Genomic DNA, 21,716 nt, shown 5'->3' on the forward strand with positions numbered 1-21,716 from the left:
TGGTGGATCACCCACGATCCACCGGTTCATTTAATGGTAAAACCATGTCAGCAACGCCATCCTCGAACTGCACATCCAGCTTAAAACCGAGCTTCTGAGCCAGCATCAACATTCCTCTGTTGGTTGGCATTGTCATTCCAGATATTTGCTTCGTGCCTTTGTGTCGGCAATAGGCGATGATTTTGTTCATCAAAATTTTACCCAGCCCTTTCCCTTTCAAGTCCGAGCGAATCAATATTGCGAATTCAGCATCCGTATTTTCTGGGTTAATCAATGCGCGCGATACACCGATGATTTTAGGTTCTGAATCATAATTAGCCACCGCGACAAACGCCATTTCACGGTCGTAATCAATTTGTGTTAGGTTCGCCAAAGCCTCATGATTAAACTCTCCGACATCGCTAAAGAATCGTTTGTATAAATCTTCCTTAGAGACATTGTTGATGAAGTCTGCATGACCAGGCTCATCTTCGGGAAGAATAGGGCGCATTAAGATCGTGTCGCCATCTCTCAATTCTATCTTTTCTTCATACTCAACAGGGTAAGGACGAATGGCTAAGCGTTTCTGGGCATCACCTTGGTATTCTTTGAGCACTAAATCTGCGTCTAGGATCGTAAAACTATCTCCAATCGCAAGTACTGGATGGATATCCAGTTCATGTACTTGAGGGCAATCTACCACCATCTGGGAAATTCGAACTAATAATTCTGAGAGTCCTTGAATATCCATCGGAACGGGCAGTTTCTGCGGGCGTATCTTACCGCTCTTAATGGCCCTAACGATCAAATAGCGTGCGAGCGTCATGTTAAGTGGAGGCAACGCTGAAGCTGCGTCAATCGACTCATCCCATTCCGAGCCACCTTGCCCAATCAAAATGACGGGGCCAAATGTTTCATCGGTTTTAACCTTGATTCGAATTTCTTCGCCGCCGGCAAGTTTCGCCATGCCCTGTACTAACAAGCCGTGTATATGAGCTGAAGGGTAAGAGAGCTTAGTCCTATCGAGTATAGCTTGAGAAGCACTCGCGACCTCTTGGCTGTTACGTAGATTTAGCATTACACCTTGCACATCTGACTTATGAGCAATGTCAGGGGAACGTAGCTTAACAGCAACGGGGTATCCGATTTGTTCAGCAACATGAACTGCTTCACTAGCGTCAGAAGCTATCCATGTCGGTAGGACATTAAAATCAAAATGCTTAAGAAAGTGGCCAATTTGGTGAGTATCCAAAGCTACTGTATCTTTATCCAGTAGCTTTTCATCTATCCACTTTTTGGCTTCGTTTAACTCACCAACGTGCACTGGTTCCGCTGTAGTTGGAGTCTCCATCAACTGCTTCTGGTTTCTCCGGTACTCAACTAAGTGCATGAACGCGACGACAGCACTTTCCGGTGTTCGGTAGGTAGGAATGCCAGCTTGAGTAAATATCTGACGAGCAGGTCTCGCGGTGAGTTCACCTGACCAGTTGGTCAGAATATTAAATCGCTTATGTCTAGGATGCCCTTTAATTGCTTCCACAATCGCTAAGGCCGTTTGCTCTGAGTGTGCAATCGCTGAGGGGCTGTGCATGATCAGAATGGCATCTGCACAGTCACTGTCCATTAAAATGTTTAGTGTGTCGATGTAGCGCTGATGTCCTGCATCACCTACCAGATCGATAGGGTTGTTATAACTCCAACTTGAAGGGAGCACATTGCTCAGTTTGTCCACGACGTCATCGGGCAGCGCCGCTAATTTGCCACCGCGGACTAACAATGTATCAACTGCCATGATTGCAGGGCCACCGCCATTAGTAATGATCGCTAAACGTTCACCCCGAAGCGGAACTGAGTGGGTGAGTGTTTCTACTGCAGCAAACAATTCATGGGAATTGTTTACTCTTAGCATGCCTGTACGGCGAATTGCGGAGTCATAGATAATGTCGAGCGTATCGTCACCGCCGGTATGTGCTTGAGCGGCCAATCTACCTGCGGAGGTTTTTCCCCCCTTTAACACTAGAATTCGACGATTTCGTGAGGCGGCACGAGCTGCAGACATAAATCGTCTGGCGTCTTTAATCGTATCTACGTAGAGCAATATGGCTTCAGTGTGGGAGTCAGTGCTTAGATAATCGAGTAAGTCCGCGAAGTCGATATCGGAAGCGTTACCTAGAGAGATAAAAGCTGAAAAGCCAATGTTTTTGTCGTTCGCCCAATCTAAGATCGTCGTGCACATAGCTGCCGATTGAGAGATGAAGGCTATCTTTCCTTGCTGTGCCGTTACTGGTGAGAAAGACGCGTTAAAGTTGAGCCAGGGGAGAATAATGCCAAGGCTATTTGGACCCAATATCCGAATACCTGACTGCTGAGCGATGGTAAGACAGGCATCTTGAATACTGATGCCTTCATCGGTCGCTAAGTGCATATCCGCTGATAACACGATAACCGTTTTAACTCTTTTATCCGCGAGTTGTTTGAAGAGCTCTAAATTCCGGCTCGCGTTTGTACATAAAATAGCGACATCGGGTGTAATTGGAAGAGACGCGATATCTTTATAAGCAAGAACGCCACACACTGAACTATAACGTGGGGTGACGGGCATAATCGCACCTTCGAATCCGCCTTGAAGAAGATTCTTCATAACGATATTGCCTGCTCGCATCGTTCTGGTCGAAGCTCCAACAACAGCGACTGACTTTGGTTTAAGCAAGTGGCTTAGACTATTCATTTCTACACTCCGACATTCAGCGTTTAAGCTAATATTAACCAAGCACTTAAACGAATTCAGAGTTAAATAGGCGTTGTTTTAATCAGATCACCTGACGTGACTCCGACTTTGTGCCATGTGTCACAGTGTATTGATATATAATTAGAATGTTGGGTTGATTCTAATCCTATCTAACGGCATGATTTACAGTAATTTCTACAAAAGGCATTTGAAGAATTCATGAAAAAAATCGCAATAGTTGGCTTATCAGTGGTGCTTTCAGCGTGTGTATCGAGTGATTACGTAACTGACGTGTCCTCTGAAAGCTATCGTGAGGATTACAAAACAGCGGCAGTAGAAAAGCCGATTGTTTCAGAGCAAGGCGTTACCAACGGCGTCACGGAAGAAGCGGTTAAAACTGTAAGGCCGATGGCTGAGAAGCAAATGACTACTATGCAACCTCAGAAGAAGGCTAAGCCAGCAGTCGCGATTATCCCTCCAACAGCAAAACAAAAAGCGATGAACCCACGTTATGGTTTCACGATTCAGGTTGTTGCGGTTGGTAGCCAAACCAAAGTGGACCAGTTTGCACGTAAACTACCACGTGATGGCGAGCCAGTGTGGGAAAACTATAAAGTCGTCAACGGCACAAAGTGGTACACAGTCCTTTACGGTGACTACGCCACTCGCGCTGATGCGAAGAAAGCCATTTCTAAACTGCCAGGCGAGCTACAAGACATGAAACCTTTCGTTAAGAGTATTGATGCGATTAAGAACTCCGAGTTCCCAACGCTGAATAAGCTTAACTAATTTCATAAAAAGGGGCATCAGCCCCTTTTTTAATGCGTATTAATCAATCAAACAAACTGTCAGAACGGTCATAATTCGGTTAAATCGATGAATCCTTGCCGAGTTTTTATTATGATTAACTCTACTAATCCCTCTGTTATTTCACGGAAAGATCCTTAATGGCGAATACAACAATTTTACTACTTTGTGGTGGCGGTTCCGCTGAGCATGAAGTGTCGCTCGTTTCAGCAGATTTCGTACAATCCCAACTTGAGCTAACACCTGACTTTGAGGTGATTCGAGTAGAAATGAAACCTGAAGGTTGGTATCAAGGTGAGCAACTGGTTTATCTCGATACAAACGCTGGAACCTTGAACTCTGAAGTAAATGCAACAAAATTGGATTTTGTTGTTCCATGTATTCATGGCTTTCCGGGGGAAACTGGTGATATCCAATCGATGCTCGAACTTACAGGCATTCCTTATTTAGGCTGTGGACCTGAAGCAAGTACGAATAGCTTTAACAAAATCACGTCCAAACTCTGGTACGACGCACTTTCCATTCCAAATACGCCTTATATCTTTTTGTCAGAGAATAATAAGCAGGCATATGATCAAAGCTTAGCAGCGTTCGAGCAGTGGGGAAGTGTATTCGTTAAAGCAGCAAGACAGGGTTCTTCTGTTGGCTGCTATAAAGTGACAGAAAAAGATCAACTGCAAAAAGCAATCAATGATGCGTTTGGATATTCAGATCAAGTCTTAGTCGAAAAAGCAGTAAAGCCCCGCGAGTTAGAGGTTGCAGCGTATGAATATAAAGGCCAATTGCATGTGACGCCACCGGGAGAAATTAAAGCTCCAGAAGACACGTTCTATTCATACGAAGAGAAATACAGTGCAGATAGTCATTCGACAACAGATGTTGAAGCGTCGAATCTTACAGACGATCAACGACTTATTATCCAACAAGCTTCTGAGAAAGTGTTCAAACAAATGAGACTACGTCACTTGTCTCGAATTGATTTCTTTTTAACTCCAGAAGGAAATGTGTACTTGAATGAAGTGAACACCTTCCCAGGAATGACACCAATTTCGATGTTCCCGAAAATGGTTGAGCATAGTGGGCTAAAGTTCTCAGAATTTCTTGCTGATTGCGTCAAGAGCTCACTTTAATACCACGGCTTAAAGCGTTTAAACACCATCATTTCAGTTTCTGCGGTGACCTTATTTCCCAAATACTGATAAGGCATCGCAGGGCTAAGCCATCGACCATAATGCTGAATATCAATGGCTTTCACTCCCTTACGAGACAATTCTTTTACTGCGCCAACTCTTAACGATTGACCAGAAAACTTAACGTTTAGTTTTAGTTTGTCGCTCGCAGCACGCAAAATTCTATAAATGGAAGAATCATTCAATGGTTCAACACCAATATTCCCATGCTTATCTATCGCACTGAATAAGTAAGGATTTTGAACGGGAAGTTTGCTTAGCCATCGCAATAAATACTTTTGGCCATGCTGGGAAAGCGGGTAGCTAGAGCAACCGACGTGAACTGTTAAACCTTCACTATTTTTCTCGATGTCGGCTGGTGACATCTTTTTAAGCTCACTACGTTTCAGCATACATTCGAACATAAGATGATAAATCGCAAGATCTCGAACTACCTTTAAAGAAGGCTTGTTATCCAGTTTTTGGGTCAACGCTTCAAGATGCTTTCGTTCAAACGGGACAGTAGGATGGGCGTCACCAGACTTTTCAATCCTTAATGCGGCTAGAGATTGTTGGACGGAAGAGTGTGCGGTTGGGTCACTCATTTCTAGCACTCTATGCACAAGTGATATTGTTACCACGTAACGCCTTAAGGTGGAATATTTTCTTTGCCTTGATTCCCTTTCAAGAAACAAGCGCACGGCAGCGGTAGAAGCGGGTAGAGCATTAACAGATTTCTTCTGGCAATACTCGGAGAAAAGATTCCAGTCTTTTGTTAATGCTAACAAAGAGTTATTCGAATACTGACTGCCTGTCAGTGAGTTCATTGTGTCTATGGTCACACATTGAGTAAACTGTCTAATGAATCGATTTCTTGTAGCTAAATCTGTGATTGCTCTAATGTTTTTTTTCATCGAAGCGCACTATAACGATATTATCCTTATTCAGGATACTTGATTAAGGGCAATATACAATTATTATTAAATTAACTGATTAATAGAATAAAAAATATTATGGCTGCTGCGACATATCGAGGGTTCACCCTAAAAACTGCTGGAAGTTCTACCGACGTATGGCAAGTTCAGATTAAAAATCATGTTTTATCTGGAAGTATGCCTGCAGTAAAAAAGAGCATTGATTGGTTTTGTGATACTGCCACTATTATAGATCCAAAAGAGTTTGGTTCTTTAGGCAATAAAAAACAGGCTGAGGGTTCTCCATCACAAGAAAACTTTCATGGCTATACCATTAAAAATGATACCGGTGAAGTTAACACTTGGTATTGTTTCTTCAATGGCAAGTTAATTAAAGGTGGAAAGCTTGCCATTCAGAAGCATATAGAGGCATACTTGCTGGCTAAGCAAAAAGCCGAACAGAAGAAGTAGTTATTCATGAGTCTTGTTTATTCCACAGATGTTGGTCGTATTAAACCTGAAGAAGAAAAAGCCCAGAGACCTAAAGGTGATGGGATCGTGCGTATCCAACGCCAAACTAAAGGTCGAAAAGGCAAAGGTGTTTGTATTGTTTCTGGGTTAGATCTTGATGACGCGCCGCTTAAATTACTTGCTGCTGAGCTAAAAAAGGTTTGTGGATGTGGTGGCTCAGTGAAAGATGGCAATATAGAAATACAAGGTGACGCTCGAGACAAAATTAAAGCGCACCTTGAAAAGAAAGGCCTTACTGTAAAACTAGCCGGTGGCTGATCTAATAACAGTTTGGATAATCTTTGATTAAACTAACTGATTATTAGGTATTTTATGGTAAATCCAATTATGTTGAATTTGAGAATTACCAGATAACAGAAGAGAGCGCTCAAACAGGCGCTTTCTATTTTGTGTATATTATTTAACATAACCTACATAATGCGCACTAATGGTGTAAGCAATATGTACGTTGTTAGAGTTTGATATTCAGACACATGGCCAATAAATCTCACCTATTCAATATTATTGATTTAGTGTCTAAAACTAGTATGAAGCAATGCACTTATGAGAGAATGCGTCCTAGTTTCTAAGTTGTTCTAATGGTTTCTCTGTGAAAAAGCTCCTCACTATATTCGTTACGCTTCTTTTTGTAGGCTGTAGCAACACTCCTCAACTACAACCAAATTTCATAGAGAATGTTGAGTATGAGCATGTGATTGGCGAGCCAAACGCAAAAGGAAAAAAGATAAGCTTTACTTATACGCGTAAAGATGAAGTCGATAGAAAAATTGTATTGAACGTTGATGCTGAGCCAATAGAAATGAGGTTCCGCCTTTGTGAAAATAACGGTGAATATGAAAACCTGAGTCAAGGCGTTATTAATGAGATCAATCAACAGGCAGTCGATTGTAACTCTTGGTTCAAACTAGTCCCATTGGAAAATGGCAAATACTCAATTTCTTATGAGCTGAACTTGTTATTGGGTTTTCAAGTCGAGAGCGTTAATAACCATTTGATTTACGTGCCCTTAAGAAAGAAGCTTGCTCAATACCGCGCTATCTACAATCACAACTCTGTGATGAGCCCTTTAAAGCGATACGAAAATGAAGTGATCGTAGAGTCTACAACGGTCGAAATGAAGTTATAGATTCTGGGGTCATTGGACACCTTATTTGATCTGGCTAATTTGACTCAAGAGTGAGTTTCATTGGAATGTCCACCATGCCGCCGCGGTTTCTTACACCGTTAATACGTTTGAAGCCAAAATTCAGATAAACATGTTCGGCATTAACTGCTGAGTTAACAGTAAAAGACGTTACTTCGACTCTTGTTTTTGCATCTGACATAGCGGTTTTCCATAATTTTCGCGATAGCCCCTGGCCTTGATAGTCGTCAGAGACAAACAAATGGTAGAGGTGTGTTTCTTCACGCATGCCGATCACTCCGACTATAGTACCATCGCTTTTTTCAGCGACGTGATATCGATAATCGCTTTCTTGGTATTCACGGATCTTATCCGGTGCCATCGAATCTAACAGTACAGTTCGAAATGACTCTTCGCATGTTGGGCAAACATATTTGTCCGTAAGTGGCGTAATAAGCTCACTAATTGATTTAGAGTATTCCACTCCCGCTTTCTTAATGTAGATAGCCAAAACTTTACCTTCGAAATTTGAAATCTAATCGGAACCATCAAATCAACAATTGAAAGAGATTACAACTCTCCATTAAACATATCTGAGCAACAACATGTGACATTGTCACAATACTAGATATTGAATGTACCTTGGTTGATTAAGGCAACGTAAAAGCTTACTAGCTACAAACACTGTTACTTACAGAGTACAAATGGTAGTTCTGCATTGCTTGATCGTTAACTTTCACATATCTAATTCACAATTCACTCCCTTGTGACAGTATCACCAAACAAAATAATATCTGGCATCATAGTGAGCGCTTACAGACATACTACAAAGTCCTGTAATATAATTACATCTAACTTTTAAGTCTTTATTTGGCAAGGATATAACTCTGTCATAAGTGGTTGTATATCAAGGAAAATGTTTAACTTCCTACTCTTTTGTTTTGTTTGTGGCTGGCTTTCGATCTTGTTTTTTGTTGAGAATTAAGTGATGCATTTAGGCGAAATATTTGCTTCAGACATAAAAAAAGAGAGCAGTCTCCTGCTCTCTTATTCTCGATTCATTTTCATTAGTCGTTCTGGGAGGTTTTCTTCCTGATTTCCTCTGCGACGATTTTAATGGCTTCCGCGGTGCTTATTCCCTGCGCCATCAGTTCTTGGATTTTTTCGACAGCTTTCTGTTGTTCCTCATGAGAAAGAGGCGGAAAATCATCTAGCATAAAAAAGGCTCCTAACAAAAATTAGGAGCCGACTATATTACGATTCAATGCGTATCGCCAGAGCTTCTAGTAACTTCCCAAGAAGTTTATATAAGCGCCCATTGAATTCTCGTTGGTATAACTTGCACCAATATCCATCTGGAAAAGGTTTAACGGTGATAAGCCAATACCAGCAGTGATTGTGTCGTCTAGATTGTCGTAGGCGAGATTACGTCGCCACCCTGCCCTTAACTTAAGTTGACGCATAATATCGATTTCACCGCCGACTCTGACATATTGAGTATTATCATTGAAGTTCGTGTAGCGTTCGTCTTCATTGATATCGTAATCGACGCTTAATGTTGCGTAATCCGCGACTAGCCCGACACCAACTGTGTATTGTGGTTTCATCTGATAGGCGTAAGAAGTTGCAGGAATAGTTCTAGACTGACTTCCATCAATACTTGATGTAAGAGTTTGAGCCGGAAGTTCCTGCGTCATGATATCGCGAGAAACTAAGTTCATCGCTGACACACCAACGCGTAAAGGTCCGTGGAACCAAAGGAAACCAGCATCCATGTTGAACATGGTTTCGCCAGTGCCATTGTCTCGTACGTCTTTGATATCGTAATTATTTAGGTTCGCGCTATAAACATAGGTGTATACGCGCTGTATTTTTGGAGAGACGCCGAATGAAATGTGTTGGCCGAGGAAGGTTTGATACTTGGCCAAAGAAATGCCAACTTCAGTTACCCCAATAGCAACAGCGTTGACTGCGCTGAGCTCTGCGTTAACAGCGGTGTTTAAGTCACTGTTACCTGTATTAGCACCGGTGTAGATATCGGTTTGAGCAAATGACTCGGCATAAGCTTTGCCGAAAAGATTGGCTGCAATAAAACTGTTTGGAATAGCAAAAGCGACTACGCCACCTATTTCGAGTTTCGCAATATCATTTTCTAAACCATCAAGAGTGGTTTGCAGACGTGCCGCATCTTCTGAAGAGATACTACTGCTGCTTACTGCACTGTTAATAATGTCTGCGGCTTGATCTAAGCCATCAACCATCTCGTGCTCATCATTGTAAGCTAAGCCAAATGAAGGAATGATCATCCCTACATCGTCATTGCGTCGATAAATCGCTGTAATTGCCGGGTTGTAAAAAGGCGCTGTTAAGAAGTTTGCAGAAACAACCCCAACTCCACCCATTGCGTCGCCTCGTGCTTCGATTGCATAGGTGGCTGCGTATGAGCTTGTGGAAGCCAACGCGATAGACAACGATAAGATTTTTATTGAATTTTTCATATCGATATAAACTTTTTGATCCCTTGTGTTTATATCGCCCTATTGTGTCCTAACTTTAATTATTCCTCTATAGAAACGTCGTATGTTTTACTAATTATTTGGGACTGTTCAACAATTATTGGGCCTTGCCATCTTTGGTGGGTCATCGAAACTGCTAAAACGTATCGGCCAGGATCGACGGGATTGGGCTCTAATGCAGTTGGATAATCAGATTCATAGGTTGCACCCCACACTTTGTTATATTGGCCATCAACGTAGTCATAAAGTGCCGTGTCGAGTTTAGGTAGTGGACAATGAGAGTTTAACAATGCGTTGCGTTCAACTCGCCATTGATCTTTAGACTGCCAACGTATAGTTACTTTGGCTTTCGGTTCTCCAAAGACTAACCAAGAGCTCCAAGATGTTTGGTCTTTCGCCGTTACATCTAGCCGGTATAAACCCATTGGAATCTTGCTATTGAGGTTATAGCGTTTGACGTATGATTTTACTTCGTCGTCAGTTTCCGCAAGTGCGGCAAATGAATTGTCTGTCGAAATACTTTTTTGTACCCAACGGGTTAAGGAAATATCAGCAACATCTTTTCGGGAGGCAACTTCGATAAGTGCTCGGTAGGAATCTCGACCAGGACTTTGTGTTTCTATAGCACGCACAGTCACTCCCTTGATCCAATCAGGAAGTGGTTTTGAATCTAGGCCCTTGCCGCAATCAACTTGCAGAGATTGCTGAAATAGTTCGTTTAAATGAGGTGAGATCGCCCTATTCTTTTCCTGCTGCCAAACTTCTACCAACGACGAAAACATCGCCGGTAAATCATCATTGAGCAGGTACCTGTGAGCTTGTGTAAGAGGTGAATTACTCTCAAACCAAGGAATGTTAGCGGCTGTAGCAGGCGTGCTGAGTAGCACGCCTATTAGTAAGGCTTTGATTTTCATCAGGCTTTCATTTTGTAACCAACGCCACGTAGCGTTTCAATCTCAAGCCCAGGTAACTTCTGACGGAGTTGAAGCACGTGAGTATCAACGGTACGGGTTGTTGGGAAATGGTTATAGCCCCATACGTGATCGAGTAGTTCGTCACGGGTAAAGACTCGTCCGAGGTTACTTGCCAAAAACAGTAACAAGTCAAACTCGGTTCTTGTTAAAGTAATCGATTCGTCTTTGTAGAAGACTTCACGAGTGGCTTTATCGATAACAAGGTGCTGAGTTTTGACCTTGCTGTCATCCTGCGCATCAGATTCAGGTGCGCGTAGCTGAGCACGAATACGGGCGAACAGCTCTGCTTCAGCAAATGGTTTTGTCAGGTAATCATTCGCTCCCGCATCAAGGCCTGTTACCTTGTCTTTGACTGTTACTAGCGCCGTTAGCAGAATGACAGGCACATCTTTAATCGCTTTCCATCCAACTAGGTGCTCCACTGAGTCACCATCTGGTAACTGACGGTCAAGAATTACTAAGTCAGCCTTTTCCCAATATTGCTCTACATCAGCAATCATTTCAGCGTGAAAACACTCATATCCTGCTTGTTCCAGGCTTACTAACAGGCCATCGGCCAGATTTTTGTCGTCTTCAACAAGAAGCAGTGTCTGTTTCACAAGGTATCTCCAATATAAACGTTGTAGGTGGACCTATAAGGGACATTTTTCCGCCCATTCTTCCAACCATAGATTCAACGATAGTTAAGCCTAAACCAAGACCAGCTTTGCTAACAAAAGGCTTACGTAATTGTCGCCAATCTTTTTGAGTGAGCTCGCCTTGGTCTATAACCTTAACGGTAATCAAATTGTTATCAGTGCTGACATCCAGCACTATCGGGGCAACGCCGTATTTTGTGGCATTGCGGATCAGGTTATCGATACAAGTTCCCAACCAATAGACATTGAGCTTTGCTGCTACGTCTCCATTGATCGTAAACTCAATCTTTCCATGAAATTCTTCTTCTACTTTAAACTCTAACCACTCTTTGACGGACGGTACCCATTCCGTCGCCAGTGGCTTATTGTCTGACTGTAGATAGTCTTTGCTGGCTTCTGCCAGCTGTCTTAAACGACGAGAGTCTTCACACAGCCTTCTGAACTCGTCATAAACAGACTCCGGAAGTTTCTCGAATTCACGGCGAAATCCTTCCACTGTTAAAGATAGACTCGCGATCGGGGTCCTAAGTTCATGTGTGAGTATCTGAAGAATCAACATTCTGCTCTTCATCTCTTGTCTTTTGGTGTTCCAGCGATATACAGACCAACCGAGTACCAGCAAAATATTGGCTATTACCAGCACCACCATGCTGATTCTCAATATCTGGGAGTGGTCCTCTACGTCCCAACACAGGTTGCCTCGTTGTACGAAACAGCTGTTTGATTCACTTTTTAACTGAACGCTTAGCCCTGCATCGTCTGCATTTGTTTTCCATACACTCTCTGGAAATACTAAGTAACTGTCATTTTGGCGAAGCCACATTTCACCTTGTTCAAGAAACATGCTTGAACCCGAAAGCAAGGCGAGAATCGTTTCTTCGTTCATGCGTTGTAGGCGACCAAGCAATGTGGCTCTTGGTGCCAACGGACGCTCTTTTATATGCATGTACTGCTGCAGCTGTTCCTGCCTTTCAGGGTGCAGAGTTACATAACGCTTTGCATAAGTACCGCCGCCCGGATGAATTAATCCACTGCGGGCAAACCACTTCTCACTCAGTTTTGTCCCTTTACACACGGCTCTCGTAAATACGAGAGGTTCAGTAATTAAGGGGCTGAGAGGCAGTTTTCCGGTACAGTTTTGTGCAAGTTGATAAAGACGTTGAATATCACGCAATGGATATGACGACGTCTGAGGCAGCATTGAATCTGGCGTAATTAAACGAGTCGGGTAATCCGACTGCATAATACGAATATCGTAAGATGCACTGAATTGGTCCTTGCTAAACGAATCAACAAACTTATCGATTCGCTCCGGCAGCGAATTTGCGCTAGCACTGAAGCTAAAGATTGCCGTACATACTGTTAATATATTGAAAGCCGTTTTTATCAATGCAAAAAATCTATAAATCAGTAGGTTAGATTTAGAGTAAAGCATTATCGCAAAAATATAAATTTCAAATGTAATATTGGTGTCAATAATGCTACTCAGAAAACAAAAGAAGCCAGCAATTGCTGGCTTCTTACTTAGTTAAATCATGTTACAGGGCTTTCGAAATAGCGTCTACACTCTCTTTCGCATCGCCAAATAGCATCTGCGTATTGTCTTTGAAGAATAATGGGTTTTGAACTCCAGCGTAACCCGTGTTCATTGAACGTTTAAATACCACTACGTTCTTCGCATTCCAAACTTCTAGTACGGGCATACCCGCAATTGGGCTGTTTGGATCTTCTTGCGCTGCTGGGTTAACAGTATCGTTCGCACCGATGACCAGAACTGTATCAGTTTCTTCAAAGTCTTCGTTGATCTCATCCATTTCTAGAACGATATCGTAAGGCACTTTTGCCTCTGCCAACAGCACGTTCATGTGCCCTGGTAGTCGACCCGCGACAGGGTGAATACCGAATCGTACTTCAACGCCTTTCGCTCTTAACTTCTCAGTGATTTCGTGCACTGGGTACTGCGCTTGAGCCACAGCCATGCCGTATCCTGGTGTGATGATGACTGACTTAGAGTTTTTCAGCATGTCAGCGACTTCATCTGCCGTTGATTCGCGGTGCTCACCATGGTCTACATCACTCGAAATTGAAATTTCCTGACCAAAGCCGCCTGCGATAACACTAACAAAGGAACGGTTCATTGCTTTACACATGATGTACGAAAGGATCGCACCGGAAGAACCAACCAAAGCACCTGTAACGATGAGTAGATCGTTTGCAAGCATGAAACCAGCTGCTGCGGCTGCCCAACCTGAGTAAGAGTTAAGCATTGATACGACGACTGGCATATCCGCACCACCAATTGATGCCACTAGGTGGTAGCCAAATGCAAATGCAATCAATGTCATCACAATAAGCGCAAACATGCTTCCGTCGGCATTGACGAAATGTAGCATCAGCAATGTAGAAACAACAACGGCTGCTAGATTTAGCTTGTGTTTGTGTGGAAGATTCAAAGGTGACGAAGAAACGATACCGCGTAGCTTACCAAATGCGACAACAGAACCTGTAAAGGTAACTGCACCGATGAATACGCCGAGGAAGACTTCAACGAGATGAATTACATGCTCAGCGTGGGTTGCCGCTTCTGGTGCATCTAGATAGCTGTTGTAACCAACAAGCACGGCTGCCATACCCACAAAACTGTGAAGAATAGCGACCAATTCAGGCATTTCGGTCATTTCCACTTTCTTCGCGTAGTGGATACCAATAGTGCCACCAATCGCCATTGCGATAACGATCCAAACAAAACCTTGAGATTCAGGGCCAAAGATCGTTGCGATCAAAGCGATCGTCATACCGGCGATGCCGTAATAGTTACCAGACTTGGCAGATTCCTGCTTAGATAAACCAGCCAGACTTAAAATAAAGAATAATGCAGCAACAATATAAGCTGCTTGTACTAATCCTGCAGACATTCTCGTTACTCCTTAATCTTTACGGAACATTTCAAGCATGCGTTTGGTAACAGTAAAGCCACCAAATATATTTATGCTTGCAATTAAAACAGCGATAAACGCCAGGAAGGAAACCACACCATTGCCCTGCCCAATCTGTAGCAGCGCACCTACCACGATAATGCCTGAGATTGCATTAGTTACAGACATAAGAGGAGTGTGGAGCGCATGGGTAACGTTCCAGACTACGTAGTAGCCTACAACACATGCTAGAACGAAGACGGTAAAGTGAGAAAGAAATGCTGCTGGAGCAACGGAAGCTATCCATGCAAATGCACCAACACCAACCGCTAGAGCAGCCAGTTTCTTAACCGGAGAAACGGGTTCTTCGACTTTTTCTTCTGCTTTTACTGGTTCTGCTGGTTTTTGCTCAGGCTGAGCCGATACTTTAATTGGTGGTGCAGGCCAAGTGACTTCACCTTCTTTAATAACGGTCACGCCACGTAATACGACATCTTCGAAATCGATGTCAATGTTGCCATCTTTTTCTTTACATAGCAGTTTCAACAAGTTGACTAAGTTAGTTGCGTAAAGCTGTGAAGATTGAGTTGGAAGGCGACCAACCATATCGGTGTAACCGACGATCTTAACGCCATTCGCAGTTGTAATGACTTTGTCTGCTTGAGTGTATTCGCAGTTACCGCCATTGGCAGCAGCAAGATCGACAACTACACTACCCGCTTTCATGCTATCCACCATCTCTTTGGTGATCAGCTTAGGAGCTGGACGACCAGGGATGAGTGCAGTCGTAATGATGATATCAACGTCTTTGGCCTGTTCAGCGTAAAGCTCTTCCGCTTTCTTGTTGAACTCATCAGACATTTCTTTCGCGTAGCCATCACCTGCGCCAGAGTCTTCTTTGAAATCGACTTCAAGGAACTCGGCACCCATAGATTGGACTTGCTCTTTAACCTCAGGTCGAACGTCAAATGCTCGAACTATTGCGCCTAAGCTACCAGCAGCCCCGATTGCTGCAAGGCCTGCAACACCAGCCCCCGCAACCAAAACTTTCGCTGGTGGAACCTTACCCGCAGCTGTGATCTGACCCGTAAAGAAACGACCAAACTCGTGAGCTGCTTCTACAACAGCGCGATAACCTGCGATATTTGCCATTGAAGAAAGAGCATCGAGAGCTTGCGCACGCGAGATGCGTGGAACAGAGTCCATCGCCATAACATTGATGTTCTTACTGGATAGCTTTTCCATTAACTCTGGGTTTTGAGCTGGCCAGATGAAGCTAACTAGTGTTGCTCCTTCTTTAATTAGAGCGATTTCATCGTCACTTGGTGCGTTGACTTTAAGAATGAGGTCTGACTGCCACACCTCTTCCTTGGTAACAATGCTTGCACCTGATGATTGAAAAGAAGAATCATCAAAACTTGCAAGTTCCCCTGCACTAGATTCGACATTTACATCGAATCCTAACTTTAACAGCTGCTCTACCGACTTGGGCGAGGCAGCCACTCGCGTTTCACCCGCGAGTATTTCTTTTGGCACACCAATTTGCATAGCTATTCCTTGACTACTGGCAACAATGATTAATTGTTTTTATCTAACGGTTTCATTAACTTCAAGCACTTTGTAACAAAAATACAAAATATCATTACATATAACCGTTGGTAATGAAGCACTTCGAGTATTACGAGGTAATGAAACAACGCTTTCATTTTAAAATGAGAGGTCGTACCAGTTACCATTAATTGTCATTAAATCAAACAAATAGATGCAATACACAAAATAAAAGAGCCATCAGCATAACGACTAATGGCTCTTAAATTTATGACGCTCGTCAACTAGGAAAAGACTAACTAAAAATATTATCACCCATCTGATCGATGAACATTTGTGCTTTTTTTAGCATGAATTCATTAGCATCGGACTCGGATGCCAGTACATCTGAACGGATAAACCTATGTTCTTGAGTTTGCCCTTCTAATTCTTTTGTTATCCGGCCAGCAATGCGATATTGCCCACCTTCCGGCTGGGCCTCTTGATAGATAAGAAAACCCTTGTATTCCACCGGTTCAACTTCGATTTTAGCTTGCTCTTTACTACCGCCACCAAACAAACGAGAAAATAGTCCCACCTAGTACTCCTTTAGGTAATTTGTTTATTCATAACCAGAGGTTTTTCAAACCATTCGAGTTCTGTATCGTCATCGAATCGTGGTTTGCTGAACATGATAGGAACTTCATCTTTACGATTTCTTCTTCTATCGTCAACTATCATTGTCAGAGCCGCTTCGACAGCAGTCTCTGAGTATCTTTTAAGGACAACCAAGCGATCTTCGGATAACGCAGACAGAAAGTCGATATCGTGGCGGATATAAACAGGTCTGAGCTGACTTAGTGCTAAGCAGGCTAAATCTGCGAGCTGTTCATGATCAAACCTATCAGTGTACTGACTGTCAGCTAACACCTGACCTACAAGGGTCTCCATGTAGTTGTGAACATCAACACTAATTTGCATAAATCTTAACTCCTTTAAGATTCAGACTTTTCTTATGAGTATCAGTTAACTATAAAACACAAAATCGATTTAAGGGTGCTTTCTCATCACTTTTTGACCATTGTTCATACTAACACTCACTTTTCATTCATTAGTTTAGTAAAAAGCTTGGAAAATCATCAAATCAAAGTATTCTAAGACTTGTATATTAAGAAGTTAATTAATAAGGCTAGGCTAGATAGATGTCGTTTTCTTTGGTGACAACAAATTGGTTTCGTTTGACGTTTCCGGTGCTGCTGTTAGCAATGATCGGCTTTGGTATGAACAATGTCATCAATCTAACGCAAGCAAACTTAGGTATTACTTCTAATCTCCCTTATTTTTTATTCTTCTGTGTCATTGGCTTAGGTCACGCGTTTAAACAATGTCGTATTGCTATGGTTGCGCTGACCATGCTTGTTGTTTATTGGTACATACAAGAATATCTGCAAAGCTCGCTCTCTACTGGCTCAACCCTTCTTGAGCTTTCTCTGCTTGCATTTGTAGTCCCTATTGCTTGTGCATTAGTCTATCCATACAAGGAAAGAGGTGTTTTAAGCCGAGCGTTCATTGTCTATATTGTGACATTGTCACTTATTGCTATTTGGTGTTACCTTATTCTTGCCTACTTTTATGAAGGCGGATTCCAAAATTTCGACGAGACATTTCTTTACTCTGAGCCCAGCGTTTCGCGACTGCCGTTAATTCTCGTTTTGTATTCGGTTGGTGCAATATTGTTGAGTGCGATTGTTGTTCTTCGGGTTAATCGTATTATTGATGTGGTCGTGTATTCTGCGATCACACTCTCTTCCGTGACGTTTACATTTTTCCACGTTCAGTATGTTTCCAGCACCATGTTTACCCTCTCTGGGTTCTTGTTACTGATTTATATGCTTTCGGCAAGTTATGAGCTCGCATTTAAAGATCGGTTGACAGATATACCAGGGCGACTCGCGTTAGAGTCAGATCTGCGTCATTTAGGAAAACGTTACACAATAGCAATGCTCGACATTGATCACTTCAAATCATTTAATGACACTTACGGACATGAAACTGGTGACGATGTTCTGAAGCTTGTCGCCAGTAAAATGCAGAGAGTCGGTGGCCGAGCTAAAGTCTACCGTTACGGCGGCGAAGAGTTCACGGTGTTGTTTAAGAACAAAGACGTCGATGAGGCCCTAGATCACCTTGAGCTCTTGCGTTCTTCGATTGAAGAATATGAAATGGTGGTTCGCAATGAGAAGTCTCGACCAAAAGACGATAAATCTGGCGCTAAAAAACGTCGTAAATCTAACTCACACGATCATGTAAATGTAACGATTAGTATTGGTGTGGCTGACCATGAGAATGCTGATAGTGTTTCTGAGGTCATGAAGTGCGCTGACGCCGCTTTATATAAAGCAAAGCGTGCTGGGCGTAACCGTATTGAATCGGCCTGACTTCTGGTAAAAATAAAAAAAGGTTCAGCCTATAAGCTGAACCTTTTTTATAGTCTATAACAGATGGTCAATCTATGTACGTAAAGCGATTTCGGCCTTCACTTTTAGAGCGATAGAGCCCCTCGTCAGCTTTCGAGTACATTTCGTCAGGTGTCTCTTTTCCAGTAGGGTTAAAACCACACACACCCTGTGACACCGTCACATATTCTGCTGTGGAGCTATACTCGTGTTTGATAGCGAGAGCTTCTAGTGTTGATTGAACTCGCATGGCGTGCTTCTTTGCATGTTCAGCATCGGTGTGCCCTAGCACTACGACAAACTCTTCGCCACCATAACGACCTACTATTTCTCCGCTTCGAGAAAACAGTGATGTGAGGGACTGGGCAATTTCAACAAGGCATTTATCCCCTTCTATGTGACCATAGTTGTCGTTGTATAACTTAAAGTGGTCGACATCGAGTAGTATTAAACTTAAAGGCAATCCATGGCGACCATGAACCGCAATCATCTCTTTTAATTTTTCATCAATGTAGCGGCGATTTTTAACTTTTGTAAGTCCATCTTCACTCGCGAGTTTTTCTAACTCTTTATTAGCTTTTGCCAACTCGGCAGTTTTTTGGTTGAGCTCACGACGCATAAATGCAATTCGTTGCATTGCAATAAGCTTAGAGGAAAGAACAAGCTTATCTACCGGTTTAGTAAGGTAATCGTCACCGCCTGCTTCAATTGCATGAGCTATCATGGCAGGTTCATCGTGGCTACTAAGGAAAATGATTGGTATCCATTCTTTGTAGTTAGCACGGATTCGCTGAGATACTTCAAAACCATCCATTTCAGGCATGGAAATATCGAGTAAGATAAGTTCAGGCTCAAATGAGGGATACATTTCTAGAGCTTGTTCACCGGAAGCTGCCATTTCTACGGTATGGCCCAGCTGCTTTAAACGAATAGCCAACTGCATGCGCTCCATTTGCACGTCATCGACTAGAAGAATTTTCATCGAAGATCCAGATAGTTCCACTTGTTCTACCTTTTTGTATGTAAACTGGCCTAAAAATCAGCTGGTTATAGAAAAGAATACTCTAAGGGCGACAATTCCTCCACTATGGTTGACATTTAATGAGGATTTTTTAGGATAGCGCCGTTAAACACGTACAATTTATGAGATAAAACTAATGTCTGACGCTAATCAAACAGAACAACCTAAAGTCGACCTTTCGACTGTTTCAGCAGAACTTCGTCAAGTGATTGAATTTGATGGCGTTCCTGAAGCAATGCACTTCATGGTAACTTCTATTCATGAAGTGTCAGAGGAAGCCGTTCGAGAAGCTTGGGATGAGCTGCCAAAGAGTGCTCAAAATGTTCTTGATAACTTTGAGCAGTTCCATGCTCTTATCTCTGTAAGTCAGGCGTTTGCAGGTATTAATGTAATGGAAGAGTTTCCTACGCTTAAACTACCTGAAGATATGACTGATGAGCAGAAAGAAGAATACCGCGCACAGCTACTAGATCAAGTTCTTCACAACTGTGTGAAAGATATGGTTAAGCAGATTAAGAAAGCACGTCGTGACCCTGTGCTAAAGCGTGACTTTACTGATGTATTTGTAAAATAAGTCAATTAACAAAAAAAACGCCGCATTACGCGGCGTTTTTTAATGGCTCAATACCACATCTCTTTGTGTCACACTTACCCCTTTAATCTGGGCAAAGACTACCATCCCTTCTTGGAGTTCCAGCTCGTCCTTAGCCCAAGCGGTGATCGTCGCCCATAAATAGCAGTTTTCACTGAGTTCTAATTTAACCGATACGCTCTGTCGATTTGTGCCTTGAGAATGGCTTTGAATTTGAGCAATCTTCGCTTTGAGAATATTCCGAATTGAACTCTTTTTAGGCTTATCCAAGGCGATCGACACATCACTCGCTCTCACCTGCAGTCTCACTTTCGCTTCTGGCGCAATTTCTAAACGCTGCACCCAAATACACACATTATCCGCCAGTTTCACTTTAGACAGAGCATAGTTTGTGTTGTGTTGAACAACAGTGCCTTCAAACAATGAACTTTGGTCCGAGAAGGATTGCCATGGCCTCATAGCTCTAGATGACCAAACATCTTCTAGGTTACCTGAAGTTACCACTTTGCCATCATCGATAACAACAATGTGGTTTGCCAAGCGTACAACTTCATTGAGGCTATGCGAAACATAAATGATAGGAATTTCAATCTCACTGGCAAGCTGCTCTAAAAATGGCAATACTTCGCGCTTACGCGGAATATCTAGAGATGCCAGAGGTTCATCCATCAAGAGTATTTCTGGTTTAGAAAGTAGTGCTCGACCGATTGCTACGCGTTGTTTCTCTCCCCCGGATAGCTGTATCGGGTATCGTTTAAGAAGAGGTTCTAACGCCAATAATTTGATTACCTTGTCAAAATGCTGTTGATCCAATTCACGCACACCATACACAAGATTGCCTTTGACCCGATAATGTGGGAATAACCTCGATTCCTGAAAAACGTAACCTACCCGGCGTTTATGGGCAGCAACGTTTATTTTTGATTGCGAGCTATAAAGAGTTTTTCCTGAGACAGTAATCTCACCTTGATCAGGTGTTCTCAAGCCTGCAATCACGTCTATAAGTGAAGTTTTACCTGCTCCGGAACGACCAAAAATTGCGGTAATGCCTTTTTCTGGCACTGAAACATCGATATCAAACTTCTGCTCGCCTAATGTTTGTTTAAACTGAATTCGAATATCACTCATCGCTGTGTCCCCAGTCTTCTAGCACAATGACGAGTCAGGACTTCTGAGCCAAGTAATGAGGCTAAGGCAATGACAATGGAGATAATGCATAAACGCATCGTTTCGAGCTCTGCTCCGGGAGTTTCAATAAAAGTAAACATCGCCAAGGGGATTGTCTGCGTTTCACCCGGAATATTCGACACAAAGCTGATTGTTGCTCCGAACTCCCCGAGGCTACGTGCGAATGAAAGCATCGTCCCTGTGATGATTCCGGGAATTGTCAGCGGTAATGTGATAGTAAAGAATATTTTAAGCGGAGAGGCACCAAGGGTCGCGGCTGCTTGCTCAAGTTTAGGATCCACACTCTCTAAGCTGAGGCGAATTGAGCGAACCATCAAAGGTAGAGCAACGATCACGCACGCAAGTACAGCCCCTTTCCAGCTAAAAGAGAAGACCAATCCGAAATATTCATACAACCATTGGCCAATAAAACCTTGGCGTCCCATTGAAATGAGGAGTAAATAACCTATAACAACAGGAGGAAGTACCAAAGGAAGGTGAATTAAACTGTCGAGCCAGCTTTTACCGATAAACTGCTTTTTAGCCAGCAACCAACCAAATCCGATCCCGATAGGAATCAGCCAACAGATAGTATAAAACGCTACTTTCAGGCTAAGCATTAGCGCCTGATATTCGTAATCAGAAAGCAATGAAGATAA

Annotated in this window: 22 protein-coding genes; 7 read left to right on the forward strand and 15 right to left on the reverse strand. The window is 42.7% G+C overall.

The annotated features are described in order from the left end of the window. Positions 1-7: 7 nt before the first annotated feature. Positions 8-2,707 carry a bifunctional acetate--CoA ligase family protein/GNAT family N-acetyltransferase gene (locus tag FIU99_RS17285; protein ID WP_006961007.1) on the reverse strand — a complete coding sequence of 900 codons (2,700 nt, stop codon included), beginning with the start codon at positions 2,705-2,707 and terminating at the stop codon, positions 8-10. Positions 2,708-2,926: 219 nt separating this feature from the next. On the opposite strand from FIU99_RS17285, the gene FIU99_RS17290 reads away from it, so the two are divergent. After that, positions 2,927-3,496 (forward strand): SPOR domain-containing protein, encoded by a 570-nt coding sequence (locus FIU99_RS17290; protein ID WP_006961006.1) that lies wholly within the window; start codon positions 2,927-2,929, stop codon positions 3,494-3,496. A 158-nt stretch (positions 3,497-3,654) separates the two neighbouring features. Continuing rightward, positions 3,655-4,644, forward strand: a complete 990-nt coding sequence (locus FIU99_RS17295; RefSeq protein WP_006961005.1) for a D-alanine--D-alanine ligase — start codon at positions 3,655-3,657, stop codon at positions 4,642-4,644. Here FIU99_RS17295 and FIU99_RS17300 read toward each other — a convergent pair. Continuing rightward, complete coding sequence (locus FIU99_RS17300) at positions 4,641-5,597, reverse strand: tyrosine-type recombinase/integrase (protein WP_006961004.1); 957 nt, start codon at positions 5,595-5,597, stop codon at positions 4,641-4,643. The genes FIU99_RS17295 and FIU99_RS17300 overlap by 4 nt on opposite strands. Positions 5,598-5,696: 99 nt before the next feature. Here FIU99_RS17300 and FIU99_RS17305 point away from each other — a divergent pair, with 99 nt between their 5' ends. The 3 genes from FIU99_RS17305 (at position 5,697) to FIU99_RS17315 (ending at position 7,254) form a co-directional block, all read left to right on the forward strand. Beyond that, positions 5,697-6,068, forward strand: coding sequence for a DUF3319 domain-containing protein (locus tag FIU99_RS17305; protein ID WP_019277817.1), 372 nt, complete (start codon positions 5,697-5,699; stop codon positions 6,066-6,068). Between the two features lie 6 nt (positions 6,069-6,074). Beyond that, on the forward strand, positions 6,075-6,386 hold the full coding sequence (gene yciH / locus FIU99_RS17310) for a stress response translation initiation inhibitor YciH (RefSeq protein ID WP_006961002.1): 312 nt from the start codon (positions 6,075-6,077) through the stop codon (positions 6,384-6,386). Between the two features lie 331 nt (positions 6,387-6,717). Next, complete coding sequence (locus FIU99_RS17315; protein WP_080555939.1) at positions 6,718-7,254, forward strand: hypothetical protein; 537 nt, start codon at positions 6,718-6,720, stop codon at positions 7,252-7,254. Between the two features lie 34 nt (positions 7,255-7,288). On the opposite strand, the gene FIU99_RS17320 is transcribed toward FIU99_RS17315, so the two are convergent. The 10 genes from FIU99_RS17320 to FIU99_RS17365 all read right to left on the reverse strand — a co-directional run bounded on the left by FIU99_RS17320 (position 7,289) and on the right by FIU99_RS17365 (position 16,802). Further along, the gene (locus tag FIU99_RS17320; protein ID WP_050778631.1) at positions 7,289-7,762 is read right to left on the reverse strand and encodes a GNAT family N-acetyltransferase; all 474 of its coding nucleotides are present in this window, start codon (positions 7,760-7,762) and stop codon (positions 7,289-7,291) included. A gap of 556 nt (positions 7,763-8,318) precedes the next feature. Continuing rightward, positions 8,319-8,468 carry a YoaH family protein gene (locus FIU99_RS17325; protein ID WP_006960999.1) on the reverse strand — a complete coding sequence of 50 codons (150 nt, stop codon included), beginning with the start codon at positions 8,466-8,468 and terminating at the stop codon, positions 8,319-8,321. Positions 8,469-8,534: 66 nt separating this feature from the next. Continuing rightward, on the reverse strand, positions 8,535-9,749 hold the full coding sequence (locus FIU99_RS17330) for a conjugal transfer protein TraF (protein WP_019274601.1): 1,215 nt from the start codon (positions 9,747-9,749) through the stop codon (positions 8,535-8,537). Between the two features lie 59 nt (positions 9,750-9,808). Next, positions 9,809-10,681, reverse strand: a complete 873-nt coding sequence (locus FIU99_RS17335; RefSeq protein ID WP_006960997.1) for a DUF2861 family protein — start codon at positions 10,679-10,681, stop codon at positions 9,809-9,811. Beyond that, complete coding sequence (gene vxrB, locus FIU99_RS17340) at positions 10,681-11,340, reverse strand: response regulator transcription factor VxrB (RefSeq protein WP_006960996.1); 660 nt, start codon at positions 11,338-11,340, stop codon at positions 10,681-10,683. Before vxrB ends, FIU99_RS17335 begins: the two co-directional genes overlap by 1 nt. Next, the gene (gene vxrA / locus FIU99_RS17345; RefSeq protein ID WP_006960995.1) at positions 11,315-12,814 is read right to left on the reverse strand and encodes a sensor histidine kinase VxrA; all 1,500 of its coding nucleotides are present in this window, start codon (positions 12,812-12,814) and stop codon (positions 11,315-11,317) included. Before vxrA ends, vxrB begins: the two co-directional genes overlap by 26 nt. A gap of 103 nt (positions 12,815-12,917) precedes the next feature. Then, positions 12,918-14,294, reverse strand: a complete 1,377-nt coding sequence (gene pntB, locus FIU99_RS17350) for a Re/Si-specific NAD(P)(+) transhydrogenase subunit beta (RefSeq protein ID WP_006960994.1) — start codon at positions 14,292-14,294, stop codon at positions 12,918-12,920. 12 nt (positions 14,295-14,306) lie between these two features. Further along, entirely contained in the window at positions 14,307-15,842 is a 1,536-nt protein-coding gene (pntA, locus tag FIU99_RS17355) for a Re/Si-specific NAD(P)(+) transhydrogenase subunit alpha (protein ID WP_006960993.1), read from the reverse strand. A 295-nt stretch (positions 15,843-16,137) separates the two neighbouring features. After that, on the reverse strand, positions 16,138-16,419 hold the full coding sequence (locus tag FIU99_RS17360) for an HlyU family transcriptional regulator (protein WP_006960992.1): 282 nt from the start codon (positions 16,417-16,419) through the stop codon (positions 16,138-16,140). 11 nt (positions 16,420-16,430) lie between these two features. Then, positions 16,431-16,802, reverse strand: coding sequence for a late competence development ComFB family protein (locus tag FIU99_RS17365; protein WP_006960991.1), 372 nt, complete (start codon positions 16,800-16,802; stop codon positions 16,431-16,433). Positions 16,803-17,023: 221 nt separating this feature from the next. On the opposite strand from FIU99_RS17365, the gene FIU99_RS17370 reads away from it, so the two are divergent. Continuing rightward, complete coding sequence (locus FIU99_RS17370) at positions 17,024-18,259, forward strand: GGDEF domain-containing protein (RefSeq protein ID WP_006960990.1); 1,236 nt, start codon at positions 17,024-17,026, stop codon at positions 18,257-18,259. Between the two features lie 67 nt (positions 18,260-18,326). On the opposite strand, the gene FIU99_RS17375 is transcribed toward FIU99_RS17370, so the two are convergent. Continuing rightward, positions 18,327-19,259 carry a diguanylate cyclase gene (locus FIU99_RS17375; protein ID WP_006960988.1) on the reverse strand — a complete coding sequence of 311 codons (933 nt, stop codon included), beginning with the start codon at positions 19,257-19,259 and terminating at the stop codon, positions 18,327-18,329. Between the two features lie 175 nt (positions 19,260-19,434). On the opposite strand from FIU99_RS17375, the gene FIU99_RS17380 reads away from it, so the two are divergent. Next, positions 19,435-19,872 (forward strand): DUF3069 domain-containing protein, encoded by a 438-nt coding sequence (locus FIU99_RS17380; protein WP_006960986.1) that lies wholly within the window; start codon positions 19,435-19,437, stop codon positions 19,870-19,872. Between the two features lie 39 nt (positions 19,873-19,911). Here the strand turns inward: FIU99_RS17380 and modC are convergent, their stop codons facing one another. Beyond that, positions 19,912-21,018, reverse strand: coding sequence for a molybdenum ABC transporter ATP-binding protein ModC (modC, locus tag FIU99_RS17385; protein WP_006960985.1), 1,107 nt, complete (start codon positions 21,016-21,018; stop codon positions 19,912-19,914). Then, positions 21,015-21,707, reverse strand: a complete 693-nt coding sequence (gene modB / locus FIU99_RS17390) for a molybdate ABC transporter permease subunit (RefSeq protein ID WP_039952097.1) — start codon at positions 21,705-21,707, stop codon at positions 21,015-21,017. Before modB ends, modC begins: the two co-directional genes overlap by 4 nt. Positions 21,708-21,716 lie beyond the last annotated feature (9 nt).

Source organism: Vibrio sp. THAF64, assembly GCF_009363455.1.
Lineage (GTDB): Bacteria > Pseudomonadota > Gammaproteobacteria > Enterobacterales > Vibrionaceae > Vibrio > Vibrio coralliilyticus.